We start from the raw sequence: 13,721 nt of genomic DNA, 5'->3' as shown, positions 1-13,721 counted from the left end.
CTCCGCGCTGGTGCGCGCGTGCCACTTCCCACCTGTCCGCCTTCGTCCGTCTTGGAGCGGCGATGACCTCACGTCAGTACAGTCCAGCGCTCATGCTCACCGGCTTCGTCCTGTTGCTCGGTGCCATGTTCGGCATCGCGTACGCCGTCGGCTCGGCGGCCGGCCCGGTCGCCCCCGGCCTGCACCGGTCCGACGACGGAGGTTCCGGCGGCGACATGGGCGACATGGGCGGGATGAACAACCACGGGATGGGCGTCGTCTCGCCGGCGCCCGTCGGCGGGGTGCCGGCCGTGGTCGGAGGCGCCCAGTGACCACGCCAGCCCCGGTCACCACCGAGCTCACGATCGGCGGCATGACCTGCGCCGCCTGCGTCGGCCGCGTCGAAAAGCGCCTCGGCCGCCTCGAAGGCGTCACCGCCACCGTCAACCTCGCCACCGAACGCGCCCACATCACCCACCCCGCGACCCTGTCCACCGCCGAGCTGATCGCCACCGTCGAACGAGCCGGCTACACCGCCGAGCCGCCGCCCCCGCCGCGGCCCGTCGCCACCCACACCACCGAGCTGACCATCGGCGGCATGACCTGCGCCGCCTGCGTCGGCCGCGTCGAAAAGCGCCTCGGCCGCCTCGAAGGCGTCACCGCCACCGTCAACCTCGCCACCGAACGCGCCCACATCACCCACCCGGCGAGCGTCTCCGTGGCCGAGCTGACGGCCACCGTCGAACGAGCCGGCTACACCGCCGAGCCGCCGCCCCCGCCGCGGCCCGTCGCCACCCACACCACCGAGCTGACCATCGGCGGCATGACCTGCGCCGCCTGCGTCGGCCGCGTCGAAAAGCGCCTCGGCCGCCTCGAAGGCGTCACCGCCACCGTCAACCTCGCCACCGAACGTGCCCACATCACCCACCCGGCGAGCGTCTCCGTGGCCGAGCTGACGGCCACCGTCGAGAAGGCCGGCTACACCGCCGAGCCGGTGCCGACCTCGGCCGGGCGCGGCGCCACGGGCGACGACGGCGCGGAGCCGGACGCCGACGGCGCGCAGGACCAGCAGGACCAGCGGGAGAAGAAGAAGGCCGCCATCGCCCGCGAGGAGCGGGACCGGCTGCTGATCACGGCCCTGCTGTCGATCCCGGTGCTGGTCATCTCGATGGTCCCGGCCCTCCAGTTCCGCAACTGGCAGTGGGTGTGCTTCGTGCTCTCCACGCCAGTCGCCGCCTGGGGCTCGTGGCCCTTCCACGCACGGGCGGCCCGCGGGCTGCGCCACGGCGCGGCCACCATGGACACGCTGGTCTCGCTCGGCGTCATCGCCGCCTTCTCCTGGTCCACGTACGCGCTCTTCTTCGGCGGCGCGGGCGAGCCGGGCATGGAGATGCCGTTCACGCTGCTGCCCTCCGCCTCGGGCGACACGCCGCACGTGTACCTGGAGGCGGCGGTCGCCGTACCGCTGTTCGTACTGACCGGGCGGTGGCTGGAGGCGCGGGCCCGGCATGGCACCGGCTCCGCGCTGCGCGCGCTCGCCAACCTGGCCGCCAAGGACGTGGTCATAAGGGTGGACGGCGCCGAACGGCGCATCCCCATCGAGCAGTTGCGGGTCGGCGACCTGTTCGTCGTACGGCCGGGCGAGCGCGTCGCCACCGACGGCGTGGTCACCGAGGGCGGCTCCGCCCTGGACATGTCGCTGGTGACGGGCGAGAGCGCGCCGGTCGAGGTCAGTCCCGGCTCCGCGGTCGTGGGCGGCGCCGTCAACTCGGGCGGGCTGCTCGAGGTACGGGCCGAGGCCGTGGGCGCCGACACCCAACTGGCGCGCATCACCCGCCTGGTGGAGGACGCGCAGGCCGGCAAGGCCAAGGCGCAGCGCCTGGCCGACGCGGTGGCCGGCATCTTCGTGCCGGTCGTGCTGGCCATCGCCGTCACGGTCCTGGGTTTCTGGCTAGGCGCCGGCGCCGACCCGCAGGCGGCGGTGACCGTCGCCGTGGCGGTCCTGGTCGTCGCCTGCCCGTGCGCCCTCGGCCTCGCCACCCCCACCGCCCTGCTCGCCGCCACCGGGCGCGGCGCCCAACTCGGCATCCTCGTCAAGGGCCCGCAGGCCCTGGAGGGGCTGCGCCGGGTGGACACCGTCGTGCTGGACAAGACCGGCACGCTGACCATCGGCGAGATGGGCGTCACGCAGGTCACCTGCCGTACGGAGGGGTTGGACGAGGCGACCGTCGTACGCCTGGCGGGCGCGGTCGAACAGGGCTCGGAGCACCCGGTCGGGCGCGCCGTGGTGAGCCACGCGCGGCGCGGTGCCGCGGAGGGCGACGGGCTGCCGGCGGTCATCGGCTTCGCCGCGACCGCGGGGCACGGCGTCAGCGGACGCGTGGACGGACACCAGGTGACGGTCTCCCGTCCGGACGCCGAGCCCGCCGACGACGCCACCCAGGGCGACCAGGCCGCGCTGCCCGCGGAGTTGGCCGACGCCGTGCGCGCGGCGGAGAGCACCGGGCACACGGCGGTGCTGGTACGCGTGAACGGCGCGCCGGAGGCCGTCCTCGCGCTGGGCGACAGCCTGCGCCCGGGCGCCTTCCGCGCGGTGGACCACCTCCGCCGCCTCGGCCTGCGCACGGTGCTGGCGACCGGCGACAGCGAGGCGACCGCGCGGGCCGTCGCCGAACGGCTCGGCATCACCGAGGTGCACGCCCGGGCCACCCCCGAGGGCAAGGCCGAGCTGGTGCGCTCGCTGCGCGAGCACGGCCACCGGGTCGCGGTCATCGGCGACGGCGTCAACGACGCGGCGGCGCTGGCCAACGCCGACCTGGGCATCGCCATGGGCGGCGGCACGGACGCCGCGATCGGCGCGGCCGACGTGACGCTGGTACGCGAGGACATGGGCGCGCTGCCGGACGCCGTACGGCTGGCCCGGCGCACGCTCGGCATGGTGCGCTCCAACCTGGCCTGGGCGTTCGGCTACAACGCGGTCACCCTGCCGCTGGCGGCCGTCGGCTGGCTCAACCCGATGGTGGCCGCCGCGGCGATGTCCGCCAGCTCGGTGATCGTGGTCGGCAACAGCCTGCGGCTGCGCGGCTGGCAACCCACCTCGTCCACCGGAGCGCCGGGGCGCCCCCGGCCCAGCAATCCCAGGCCGGGCGGGGGTCGGCCGGCGGGCAACCGTCCCAGCAGGTCGCGCGCGCGTGCCACGGCCGCATCGGAGCAGTCATGAGCGAAAAGTCCGTGTCCCAGGCGACCGACGCCGTACCCGAGCCCAGCGCGCCCAGCGCGGCTGACCCGACCACGGGCGCGACCGGCGCCGGCGCGAGGAGCCCCGCCCCCCGGAAGTCGCGCCTCGCGCTCAACAAGGGCGCGCTGACCGCCGTCCTCGCGCCGGTCATCGCCTGCGCCGTGACGCTCGGCGCGCTCACCGCGTGGACGGCGTCCGGCGCGGCGGGCAGCCCGGCCGAACCCACCCTGGTCGACGCGCGCATCATGCTCCCGTCCAACCCGGAGGCGACGGCCGCGCTGTTCAACCTGACCAACGAGGGTGGCGCCGACGACGCGCTGGTGCGCGTCTCGACGCCGACGAAGGCCGGCCGGGTGATGCTCAGCCGCAACGTGCACGAGAACGGCGTGGGCACCATGCAGATGGTCTCCGCGGCCTCGCTGCCCGCCGGGGGCAAGCTGGAGATGTCGGCGACCGGGCTCGACGTCATGGTCGAGAACCCGCCGCCGATGCGGCTGGGCGAACGCGTGCCGTTCGTCCTGCACTTCCGCGACAGCGAGCCGATGCGGGTCAACGCCCTGGTGGTGCGTCCGGGCAGCTAGAGCACGGCGCGCATCCGCTGCCCCTCGGCGAACGGGGGCAGCGGCTCCGGGCGACTCCCCCTCCGCCGCGCGCGCCCCAAGGGCCCCGCCACGACTCGTGGCGGGGCCCACTGGCGTCCACGGCCGGGCCTCGGGGACTGGCGGGCCGGCCGTGTCGTGAGCGGCAGGCGATCGTACGGGGGTCGTAGGCGGCAGGTGACCATACGGGCGTCGGAAGCGGCAGGCGACCGTACGGGCGTGCCGTACGCATCCGGCGACCGTACGGACTTGCCGTAGGCGTCGGGCGACCGCACGCGTCGGGCGGGGGTCCGCGAGTCGCCCCGCGAGCCCCCGCCCAGTCGGCCTACCTCAGCGGGCTCCGGCCAGTTCCGGAACGCGCGCCCGCGTCCCGCCGACGCCCGGCCCGGCACCCACCACCGGGCGCCCGGAGCCGACGCCGGGGCCGGAACCCACGCCGGGGCCGGAGCGCGTGGCCCTGGGCGCGGCAGCCCGCGCCGGCAGGCCGCCCGGGCGGGCGGCTGCCCGCGCGCCCCGGTCCGCCGCCGCCCTGCGGGCCGGCGCCGCCGGGGCCGCCGCCGCTTCGGCGCCGGCCCGCGCCACGTCCGGCGCCGACCCGTGGCCGGCCCGCTCCGCGCTCGCCAGTTGCTCGATCAGCGCCTCGCGGGCCCGTGCGACGCGCGAGCGCACGGTACCCACCGGGCAGTTGGCCACGAGCGCGGCCTGCGCGTACGGCAGCCCGAGGAGCTGGGTGAGCACGAACGCCTCGCGCCGCTCGTAGGGAAGCTGCCCCAGGAGTTGGGACAGGGCCACCCCCTCGTCGAACCCCGGCAACTCGCGGGACTGCGCCAACTCGGCCGCGGTCTGCCAGTCGTCGGTGTCGGACAGGCGTGGCCGGGCCGCGTTCCAGCGCAGCCGGTCCACGACCGTGTAACGGGCGATCGACAGCAGCCAGGTACGGGCCGACGACCTGCCCTCGAAGCGGGGCAGGCTGCGCAGCGCCCGCAGGTACGTCTCCTGGACGAGGTCGTCGGCCGACTGCGGGTCGTTGCTCAGCCGCGAGACGTACCGCCACACGTCGCGTTGGGTGGCCCGGATGAACTGGTCCACCGCCTCGGCGTCGCCGCCGCGTGCCGCCAGCGCCCACGCGGTCACCGCCTCGTCGTCGCGCTCATACACGGGCACCACCGTGCTCCGCGTCGCACTGCCCCAGGGCACGCACGGCACCGGCCCGCGAGCCGCGGGCGCGGGGGGCGCTGCGCGGCCCGGGCGCGGCAGCGGGGACCATGGCCGGGTGCACTGTTCCGATTCCCGTACCGCGCTCTCCGCCAGGGTCGACGGTGAGGCGCTGCCGCCCGGTGTCACCGGGCCGGTACTCGACGCCCATCTGCACGGCTGCGCCGACTGCAGGCTCTGGGAGCGTCGCGTGCTGGCCCTGCGCGAGTGGACCACCCGCATCGGCGGCTCGGCGCCCTAGCCGCGCGCGGCCGGCCGCGACGGCGGGCGCGCCGCCACCCCACCGCCACGCGCTGACCGGCGGCGTTCGGCGCGCTCGACGCGGCGGGCTCGTACGGGCCGTGCCGTGGGTCGCGGTGCGGGTCGCGGCGCACGCGCGCGTCGAGCACCGCGACGTCACGGACGCGGCGGCGCGGACGTACGGGGGCACCGGGGCCGTCGCGGCACGGCCGGCGGCCGAACCAGCCGATCGGCGGGCGGCCGTACGGGGCAGGGCCTCGACCGCACGCGCGTACCGCACGGCCTGGACGCCGGGTGCCGCGTGACCGGCCGCGACGGGCGGCGTCCAGATACGGGAGAGTGCGGTGGCGGGTGGCTGGGCCGTGGCGTGGGCCGTCGGCCGGGGGCGGGTGGGGTGGTAGGGCCGGCTGCCGCCGGCCTCGGGGGCGGGGCGCGGCGCCACGCGCCGGGCCGTTGCTGCCCGGAAGAGGGCAGGATTCATCGCCATATGTCCTTCCTGGGTTCCGGCGCGTCGCGGGGGCGCGCCGGCCCCGGCCGCCGAGGGGCGGGCCGGGAGGTGATCTGCCAACGGGAGGTGCCGTCAGGCGACGGCGATCCCCGGTGGCGGACCACGGGTGGCGATGACGTGAACGAGCAGCAGGAGCCGCGGACGGCGGGCCTCGTGGGATCCGCGGGAGCGGCCGTGTTCGGGCTGCGGGCCGGGCGCGGTGTCGCCGAAGAGCACGTACAGCGGCGCGAACAGCCGCACGGCCAGCGCCCGCCCGACGCGGAAGGCCGCCTGCTCGCCGCCGCACAACCAGACCCCGCAGACCAGCGCGACCAGCAGGTGGGCGGACCACATGCCGAGTCCGCCGTGCCCGTCGTGCAGGGCCATGGTGTGCGCGGAGGAGAGCACGTCCTGGCCAAGCCCGGCGACGTGCTGCCCGAGGCCGTCGCCGCCGGCCGCCGAGCCCTCGCCGCTGACCAGCGGGTTGGGCAGGCCGCAACTGGGCGGCAACACGGCCTCGCCGGCCGCGATGCGCTCGCGGAGAGCGTCGGAGGCCCCGGCCCCGGCCCCGGACGGTGCGGCGTGGGCGTGCTGCCCGTGCCCCGCGCCGTGCCCGCCGACGCCGGTCTGCGCGACGCTGAACAGCGTGTGCAGCGCCATCTGGGCCCCGGCCGTGAGCGACATGATCAGCAGCGGCCCGCGCTCCCGGCCGGCCGCGCACCAGGCCGCGCCGCCCGTGCCGAGCAGAGCGACGCCGACGGCCCAGAGCGGAATGGGGGTGGCGGACATGACGACGTGCCCGGCGGCGGCGAGCAGCACGCAGACCGCCGCGAACACCGCTGCTCGCAGCCCCCGTAGAACGTGCCCCGCTTCCATGACGCACACATCGTTGCACCCGCGGTCAGAGCGGTGATGTGCGGGGGCGTGAATCATCGAGGAGGGCGCGAAGCGCCGCCCCGCACCTCGGCCCGTGGGTACGGGGCGGTGGAGGGCCGCCGGCTCGGGGGGAGGAGCCGCGGCCTGGTCCGTCGCGCTGTCGCTGTCCTGGTTCCGCTCGACCCCCGGGGGCGCCACGCGCCGCGGGAGCCATAGCGCACGCACGGTCGGCGCACGCCCCTGAGGGCGCCGTGACCGCGTTTTCGGCCGTTCATAACGCCCCATACTGGCGCGTACCGGCGGCGGTTCTCGCGCACTGGCCGCGCGCGTCGCCGCGCCGTGGTGGCCGCCACGCGCCGGGTCGCCCCGACTCGCCTTCCGCCAGTCAACTGCCTTCGGGCGACTGGTGGCAGCGTGTGCGCGCCGCGATGATGGGTGCGCCGCGCACACCCCGTGTGAACGCGGGGGGCGGCGGACGCCGTTCGCGGGCGTGTTCCTCCGCATCCGGGGCATTCACCTGGCAGGGGGCATTGGGTACCGCAGAACGGACGAGGAACATGAGAACGAAGAGTGGCGTAGTGCCCGACACGACGGACGGCCGACGGCCGTCCCCCACGGCCCCGCGAGCCGAGCAGTGCCCGAACTGCGGGGGTCAGCTGGCCGTCAACCAGGACGGCTGGAAGATCTGCCACACGTGCGGATACGCCTCTCCACCGTAGATCGTCCGGTGCGAGTGCAGGAGGCAGGCCCCGTGGTCAACCCGTCGCTCAACGCGTCCGTCAACCCATGGCTGGCGATGACGCCCGGAACCGACCCCGCCGACAGATCCCGGGCGGTGCACGCCGGCTGGGAGCAGTTCCTCGCCCACGGCGCCGTCACCCCGTCGGTGCGGCCGGTGGTGGCGGAGTCGTGGCGGCGGTCCGCCGACGCGCGGGTGGCCAGGGACGGGGTCGCGCCGATCGCCCTGGAGGCGGGCGACCTGGAGGCGTACCGCGGCGAACACCCGCTGGCCCGGGTGCTGCCGCTGTTCCGTGAGCTGCTGGGCGCCGTCGCGCACGACGGCGCCCACCTGTTCGCGGTGTGCGACGAGTTGGGCCGCATGCTCTGGGTCGAGGGCCACCGCGGCGAGCTGCGGCGGGCCGAGCGCATGAACTTCGTGGCGGGCGCCCGCTGGGACGAGCGGCACGCGGGCACCAACGCGCCGGGCACGGCGCTGACCGTCGGCCACCCGGTGCAGATCTTCTCGACCGAGCACTTCAGCCGCCTGGTGCAACCGTGGACCTGCGCGGCGGCGCCGGTGCGCGATCCGTACACCGGCCGGCTGCTCGGCGCCATCGACATCACCGGCGGCGACCATCTGGCCGCCCCGCACAGCCTGGCCCTGGTGCAGGCCACGGCGCGGGCCGCCGAGGCGCAACTCGCCACCCTCGATCGCTCCACGGCCAGTGCCGACGCGGGTCCCGACGTGTCCGTGAGCGCGCTGGGGCGGGACGAGGCGCTGCTGGTCACGCACGGGCGACGGCTGCGCCTGAGCCGCCGGCACAGCGAGATCGTGGTGCTCCTGGCCTGCCACCCCGACGGCCTGACCGGCGACCGCCTGGCGACGCTGCTGTACGGGGAGCGGACGGTGGACCCGGTGACGCTGCGGGCCGAGCTGTCCCGGCTGCGCCGGCGCGTGGGCCCGCTGCTCGGCTCGCGCCCGTACCGGCTGTGCGCCCCGGTGCGGTGCGACGTGCTGACGGCGGCCGACCAGTTGACCGCCGGCTGTCCCCACACCGCGCTCCGCACCTACCAGGGCCCACTGCTCCCGCTGTCGGAGGCGCCGGGCATCCGTCGGCTGCGGGCGGTCCTGGACGACCGATTACGACGCGCCGTGCTCGCCAGCCGGGACGCCGAACTCCTGCGCCGCTGGGCGGAGGCACCGTGGGGCGAGGGCGACCTGGAGGTGCGCGAGGCCCTGCTCGCGGCGCTGCCCGCACACAGCCCCGACCGCGCGTCGGTGGCCCGTGGCGCGCAGCGGCTGCGCCTGGCGTACGGCCTGCCGGACGGCGACCTGGCGGGATGAGCGGGCGGCGGGATGGTGTGGGGGGCGAGAGGCGACAGGGGTGACCGCGCCGTGGCCGGCAACGTCCGCGCAACGTGTCGGTGCCTAGCCTCCGCCCAGCGCTGCCCGCGACGGGAGCGGGCCGCATGTGATCGGGAGGTCGCGCCATGCCCCGCTACGCGAATCCGGGCTCCGATGACTCCGTGGTGAGCTTCCAGTCGCGCTACGACCACTGGATAGGCGGCGCGTACGTGCCGCCGACCCGGGGCCAGTACTTCGAGAACCCCACCCCGGTCAACGGCCAGCCCTTCACCGAGATCGCCCGGGGCACGGCCGAGGACGTGGAGCGGGCGCTGGACGCCGCCCACGCCGCGGCGCCGGCCTGGGGCAGGACGTCACCGACCGAACGGGCGGTGCTGCTGAACCGGATCGCGGACCGCATGGAGGCCAGTCTCGAAGCCCTCGCGGTGGCGGACAGCTGGGACAACGGCAAGCCGATCCGGGAAACCCTGGCGGCCGACATCCCGCTGGCCATCGACCACTTCCGGTACTTCGCGGGCGCCATCCGCGCGCAGGAGGGCGGCCTGTCCGAACTCGACGCGGACACCGTGGCGTACCACTTTCACGAGCCCCTCGGCGTGGTGGCGCAGATCATTCCGTGGAACTTCCCCCTCCTGATGGCGGCCTGGAAGCTGGCCCCCGCGCTGGCGGCGGGCAACACGGTCGTCCTCAAGCCCGCCGAGCAGACCCCGGCGTCGGTGCACGTGTGGCTGGACCTGGTCGCCGACCTGCTGCCGCCAGGCGTGGTCAACGTCGTCAACGGCTTCGGCGTGGAGGCCGGCAAACCCCTGGCGAGCAGCGCCCGCGTCGCCAAGATCGCCTTCACGGGCGAGACCACCACGGGCCGGCTGATCATGCAGTACGCGGCCGAGCACGTGAAGCCGGTGACGCTGGAGTTGGGCGGCAAGAGCCCGAACATCTTCTTCGACGACGTCTCCTCCGCCACGGACGACTTCCTGGACAAGGCGATCGAAGGCTTCACCATGTTCGCCCTCAACCAGGGCGAGGTCTGCACCTGCCCGTCCCGGGCGCTGATCCAGCGGGGGCACTACGCGGACTTCCTCGCCGCCGGCCTGGCACGCACCGAACAGATCGTCCAGGGCCACCCACTGGACACCACGACGGCGATCGGCGCCCAAGCGTCCAACGACCAGTTGGAAAAGATCCTCTCCTACCTCGACATCGGCCGCCAGGAGGGCGCCAAGATCCTCACCGGCGGGGCCAGGGCGGAGCTGGGCGGCGAGTTGGCGGGCGGCTACTACGTCCAGCCGACGGTCTTCGAGGGCGCCAACCGCATGCGTGTCTTCCAGGAGGAGATCTTCGGCCCGGTGGTGGCGGTGGCGCCGTTCAACGACTTCGACGACGCGATCGAGATCGCGAACGACACGCTGTACGGCCTCGGCGCGGGCGTCTGGACCCGCGACGGCAACACCGCCTACCGCGCGGGCCGCGCCATCCAGGCGGGCCGCGTCTGGACCAACTGCTACCACGCGTATCCGGCGCACGCCGCGTTCGGCGGCTACAAGCAGTCCGGCATCGGCCGCGAGAACCACAAGATGATGCTCAACCACTACCAGCAGACCAAGAACTTGTTGGTGTCGTACTCGCCGAAGGCGCTGGGGTTCTTCTAGAGCGGGGGAAGGGCGCCTGGACTGGGCCTTTACCCGTGAGGCGCCCTTCGGGGCGGACAGCTAGGCGGCGAGTCGAAATGCTCTCCTACTCCCGATATATCCCACTGGTATCCCACCTCTGACCAGCTGTTCCGGGGCATTTCCGGGCCAAGGCATGGTTGGGCTCCATCCGTGTCGTCCGCCGGCGCCTCCCATCGGCGCATCGACTCCTCGATCAAATCGTTGGCGTGGTTCCGTGCCTCGGCCAGGAACTTGGCGTAGTAGCGGAAGAGGACGTGGATGCTCTGGCCGGCTCGGCGGGCGCACTCCGCCGGGTCGGCGCCGGAGGCAAGCCAGAACGAGATGCCTGCGTGACGCAGGCCGTAGGGGCGCTTGGCCAGTTCGAGGGCATGTTCGTCGAGGGTGAGGGCGGCCTCACGCACCCGTCTCCACGTGAAGCCGTACGCCGCGGCGTCGACATAGTTCCCCGCCACGTTACGGAAGAGGCGTCCATCGGGGGCGACTCCGAAGCGTTCTATGTGTTCGCGCGGCATACGGACGAGCACGGGCGGGATGGGTACCGGTCGCGTGGCCTTCGCCGCTCGTCGCTTGAGCGAGTGGATCTCATGGACAGCGCCGTGATCGGTCCACTCCTTGCTAGCCATCACGACGCCCCCCTTCAGGTTGAGCAGCCCCCAACCGCTCGCCGGTAGGCGGCATTGGGACTTCTGCGGATGTATGACCTCAGCCGGGCGCATGGCGGCGTAGTACATACAGCCGAGAAAGGCGTACAGGTGCGGACCACGGCCGGGGAGGGTCTTCGCGGCGGTCAGTAGCCGTGCGACCTGAGCCGGGTTCGGCACGCGGTCGGGATCGACTTCGTCGGCGACCTCAGGCGCGGACCAACGAAACCCGTTCAGCGGGTTCTGGTTGAAGCACCCGCGTTCGACCGCCATCCCAAAGACTTCGTTGACGGCGGCCCTCTTGCGCTTCACCGTCTTCGCGGCAGCGGCCGTTCCATCGAGCTTGCGGCACAGCGCGTCGAGCCCCCCGGCGCAGCGCGTCGGGTTCCTCCAACCTGGGACAGGCGTGCTGTTCGACGTCGTTCGCGTCCGACCAGTCGGCCGGGGAGGGCTGCTGAGGGCCGTCATAACCCGAGTTCGCCGTGTCGCCGGTGTCGGTTCAGCCCAATTCGACGCCGTTGCTCGGGAAATCCCCATCTCTGCGACGACACGCGCGATCGGGTGAGTCTTGCGACGCTCGATCAGACGGCGGCGCCCCTCCACGGACAACGGTGCGTTCGCGCGGGTCATGGTGTCGTCGAGGTCGTACGGGACGCGTGGTGTCGTGCACTGGTGACGATGAGCGAGACGTTCTGCCCACCGAAGCCGAAGGAATTGCTGAGCACGGCTTCCTGGGGGATGTCTCGTCGCTCTGCGACGACATCGAGAGTGATGTCGGGACCGACGCCGGCCGCGGTGATGTTGCGGGTCGGCGGGATGACGCCGTGCTTCACACTGAGGACGGCGATGAGCGCTTCGATCGCGCCGGCGGCGCCAAAGGGATGACCGAGCGCCGCCTTGGGGGCCGTCACGGTGGCGCGGCCGAAAACCTCCCCGATCGCGCGTGCCTCGGCAACATCGCCGACCGGAGTTCCGGTGGCATGGGCGTTGATGTGGCTGATCTGCTCGGGAGCCAAACCGGCTTGCGCGAGGGCCTTCCACATGGCTGAGATCTGACCGGAGCCGTCGGGAGCGGGCGCCGTGATGTGGTGAGCGTCGGCGGCGATGCCGGCACCCGCGAGCACCGCGTGGACGCGCGCGCCTCGGGCGCCGGCATGCTCGGCGCTTTCGAGCACCACGACAGCAGCGCCTTCACTGAGGACGAATCCGCTGCGGTCCGCTGCGAACGGCCGGGAAGCTGAAGCGGGTTCGGCGGTATGGCGCGACAGTGCTTGTGCCTGAGCGAAGCCGGCAATGGTGATCGGGGTGATCGCGGCCTCGGTCCCGCCCGCGATCACCGCGTCCGCCTCGCCGGCACGGATGAGCCTGGCTCCCAGGGCGATCGCCTCGGCGCCGGAAGAGCACGCCGAGACGGGCGTGTAGACCCCGGCTCGTGCACCGTATTCGATACTGATCAGCGCCGCCGCCGCATTGGGCATGAGCATCGGCACCGTACGTGGCGAGACGCGCCGCGTCCCGGCCGCCTCCAGCGCGTCGTCTTCCTTCAGCAGCGTCCGTACGCCCCCGATGCCCGTGCCGATCGCAGATGCGAGCCGGCCCGGGTCCACCTCCGGGGCACCGGCATCGGCCCAGGCTTCGGCCGCCGCGGCGAAGGCCGCCTGCTGCGAGCGGTCGAGCCGTCTGGCCCGCACCGGCGGCAGCAACTCGGCGGGGTCGATCGCCATCGTCCCCGCGACGGTCACGGGAAGGCCAGCGTCCTCATGGCCGGGTAGGACGCCGCCGCGGATGCCGGACTCGCCGGCAAGCAGCGCTTTCCAGGTGGACGCCACGTCTGCCCCGAGTGGTGTGATCGCGCCGAGTCCGGTCACGACGACCTCAGTTCGGTGCATGCCCCTCAACCTTTCTTGTATGCGATACAAGTGAACGCCCTTGTTGTATCACATACAATTCGGATGTGGAGAAGAAGCGAACCGAAGCTCAGTCGACGTCGACTCGACCGCGTGACCGCGGTCGCGCGACGAGGCACCGGCTGATTGAGGCAACTGCCCGGCTCTGCAAGGAGCGGCCCGGCGCCGAGGTGAGCGTCGCGGAGATCGCCAACGCGGCAGGCGTCTTCCCCAATCAGGTCACCTACTACTTCGGCTCCAAGGACTCGCTGCTCGTGCACGCCGCCTTTCTCGGCTTGCTGCACGACGCTCGACGGGTTGAGCGCATCGGCCGCCAAGCCCCCGATGCGGCGACTTTTCGGCGCAACATCGCCCGCGCCGTACTGGCCATGCCCTCGCTCCCGTCGGTCGCGCGAGCACTGGCTTCCGGGATCTCCAAGCCCGAACTCACCCCCGTGGTCGACCAGCACCTCCGGTTGCTGTTCCGGCAATCCGAGCGCTTCGCGAGTCAGCTCCTAGACAGTCGCGGCTGGAGGGCCCGTCGACCACTCAGCGTGGAGGCCAGGACGTTCTGGAGCACCGCGCTCGGCGCAGTGCTGCTCGTCCGCGCCGGGGCACACGGCACCAACGCCGACCTCGACCTCGCCGGAGCGTTGACCATCCACGACGAACCCGATCCCGGTTAGCTCAGTCGGACACGCCGGTGACGACGTGCGCGGTCGCCGCACGGCAGTGGCCTTGTCGCGGTCGGCGTGTCTGCCGTCGCCGACAGCCTCACCGCTGCGGCTAGTTGTATCGATCACG

Annotated in this window: 10 protein-coding genes and 2 pseudogenes; 7 read left to right on the top strand and 5 right to left on the bottom strand. The window is 73.6% G+C overall.

The features are described 5' to 3' along the window. The first annotated feature begins 62 nt into the window (after positions 1-62). From H7H31_RS31315 to H7H31_RS31295, 3 genes are read left to right on the top strand one after another with little or no spacing between them, the layout of a single operon-like run. Positions 63-311, top strand: a complete 249-nt coding sequence (locus tag H7H31_RS31315; RefSeq protein ID WP_176160407.1) for a hypothetical protein — start codon at positions 63-65, stop codon at positions 309-311. Beyond that, positions 308-3,199 (top strand): heavy metal translocating P-type ATPase, encoded by a 2,892-nt coding sequence (locus H7H31_RS31300; protein WP_269475465.1) that lies wholly within the window; start codon positions 308-310, stop codon positions 3,197-3,199. Before H7H31_RS31315 ends, H7H31_RS31300 begins: the two co-directional genes overlap by 4 nt. Next, positions 3,196-3,798 carry a copper chaperone PCu(A)C gene (locus tag H7H31_RS31295; RefSeq protein ID WP_187061037.1) on the top strand — a complete coding sequence of 201 codons (603 nt, stop codon included), beginning with the start codon at positions 3,196-3,198 and terminating at the stop codon, positions 3,796-3,798. The genes H7H31_RS31300 and H7H31_RS31295 overlap by 4 nt, the downstream gene beginning before the upstream one ends. Positions 3,799-4,380: 582 nt before the next feature. Here the strand turns inward: H7H31_RS31295 and H7H31_RS31290 are convergent. Next, positions 4,381-5,013, bottom strand: a pseudogene (locus H7H31_RS31290) (sigma-70 family RNA polymerase sigma factor); the annotation flags it as partial. Positions 5,014-5,089: 76 nt separating this feature from the next. Between H7H31_RS31290 and H7H31_RS31285 the strand changes: the two are divergent. Then, complete coding sequence (locus H7H31_RS31285) at positions 5,090-5,272, top strand: zf-HC2 domain-containing protein (RefSeq protein WP_187061036.1); 183 nt, start codon at positions 5,090-5,092, stop codon at positions 5,270-5,272. Positions 5,273-5,851: 579 nt separating this feature from the next. Here H7H31_RS31285 and H7H31_RS31280 read toward each other — a convergent pair. Further along, complete coding sequence (locus tag H7H31_RS31280) at positions 5,852-6,634, bottom strand: PE-PGRS family protein (protein WP_187064632.1); 783 nt, start codon at positions 6,632-6,634, stop codon at positions 5,852-5,854. A 796-nt stretch (positions 6,635-7,430) separates the two neighbouring features. Here H7H31_RS31280 and H7H31_RS31275 point away from each other — a divergent pair. Both H7H31_RS31275 and exaC read left to right on the top strand, forming a co-directional pair. Further along, the gene (locus tag H7H31_RS31275) at positions 7,431-8,699 is read left to right on the top strand and encodes a GAF domain-containing protein (RefSeq protein WP_187064636.1); all 1,269 of its coding nucleotides are present in this window, start codon (positions 7,431-7,433) and stop codon (positions 8,697-8,699) included. 146 nt (positions 8,700-8,845) lie between these two features. After that, positions 8,846-10,369 (top strand): acetaldehyde dehydrogenase ExaC, encoded by a 1,524-nt coding sequence (gene exaC / locus H7H31_RS31270; RefSeq protein WP_187064631.1) that lies wholly within the window; start codon positions 8,846-8,848, stop codon positions 10,367-10,369. A gap of 29 nt (positions 10,370-10,398) precedes the next feature. On the opposite strand, the gene H7H31_RS31265 is transcribed toward exaC, so the two are convergent. The 3 genes and pseudogenes from H7H31_RS31265 to H7H31_RS31260 all read right to left on the bottom strand — a co-directional run bounded on the left by H7H31_RS31265 (position 10,399) and on the right by H7H31_RS31260 (position 12,920). After that, positions 10,399-11,343, bottom strand: coding sequence for a tyrosine-type recombinase/integrase (locus H7H31_RS31265; protein ID WP_232110169.1), 945 nt, complete (start codon positions 11,341-11,343; stop codon positions 10,399-10,401). 155 nt (positions 11,344-11,498) lie between these two features. Next, positions 11,499-11,661: pseudogene (locus H7H31_RS34470) on the bottom strand (helix-turn-helix domain-containing protein); the annotation flags it as partial. After that, complete coding sequence (locus H7H31_RS31260; protein WP_187064630.1) at positions 11,658-12,920, bottom strand: beta-ketoacyl-[acyl-carrier-protein] synthase family protein; 1,263 nt, start codon at positions 12,918-12,920, stop codon at positions 11,658-11,660. The pseudogene H7H31_RS34470 and the gene H7H31_RS31260, both read right to left, overlap by 4 nt. 65 nt (positions 12,921-12,985) lie before the next feature. Between H7H31_RS31260 and H7H31_RS31255 the strand changes: the two genes are divergently transcribed. Further along, positions 12,986-13,603 carry a TetR/AcrR family transcriptional regulator C-terminal domain-containing protein gene (locus H7H31_RS31255; protein ID WP_187064629.1) on the top strand — a complete coding sequence of 206 codons (618 nt, stop codon included), beginning with the start codon at positions 12,986-12,988 and terminating at the stop codon, positions 13,601-13,603. Positions 13,604-13,721 lie beyond the last annotated feature (118 nt).

It is taken from the genome of Streptomyces buecherae (assembly GCF_014295035.1).
In the GTDB taxonomy this organism is placed as follows: Bacteria; Actinomycetota; Actinomycetes; order Streptomycetales; family Streptomycetaceae; genus Streptomyces; species Streptomyces youssoufiensis.
The sequence above is the reverse complement of the archived record's forward strand: the minus strand, read 5'-3'. Positions and strand labels throughout refer to the sequence as shown.

What these genes read in the sequence shown, in the direction of transcription:
- H7H31_RS31295 (WP_187061037.1), top strand. Translation starts at nt 3,196, where the DNA reads ATGAGCGAAAAGTCCGTGTCCCAGGCGACCGACGCCGTACCCGAGCCC.
- exaC (WP_187064631.1), top strand. Translation starts at nt 8,846, where the DNA reads ATGCCCCGCTACGCGAATCCGGGCTCCGATGACTCCGTGGTGAGCTTC.
- H7H31_RS31280 (WP_187064632.1), bottom strand. Translation starts at nt 6,634, where the DNA reads ATGGAAGCGGGGCACGTTCTACGGGGGCTGCGAGCAGCGGTGTTCGCG.
- H7H31_RS31315 (WP_176160407.1), top strand. Translation starts at nt 63, where the DNA reads ATGACCTCACGTCAGTACAGTCCAGCGCTCATGCTCACCGGCTTCGTC.
- H7H31_RS31275 (WP_187064636.1), top strand. Translation starts at nt 7,431, where the DNA reads ATGACGCCCGGAACCGACCCCGCCGACAGATCCCGGGCGGTGCACGCC.
- H7H31_RS31260 (WP_187064630.1), bottom strand. Translation starts at nt 12,920, where the DNA reads ATGCACCGAACTGAGGTCGTCGTGACCGGACTCGGCGCGATCACACCA.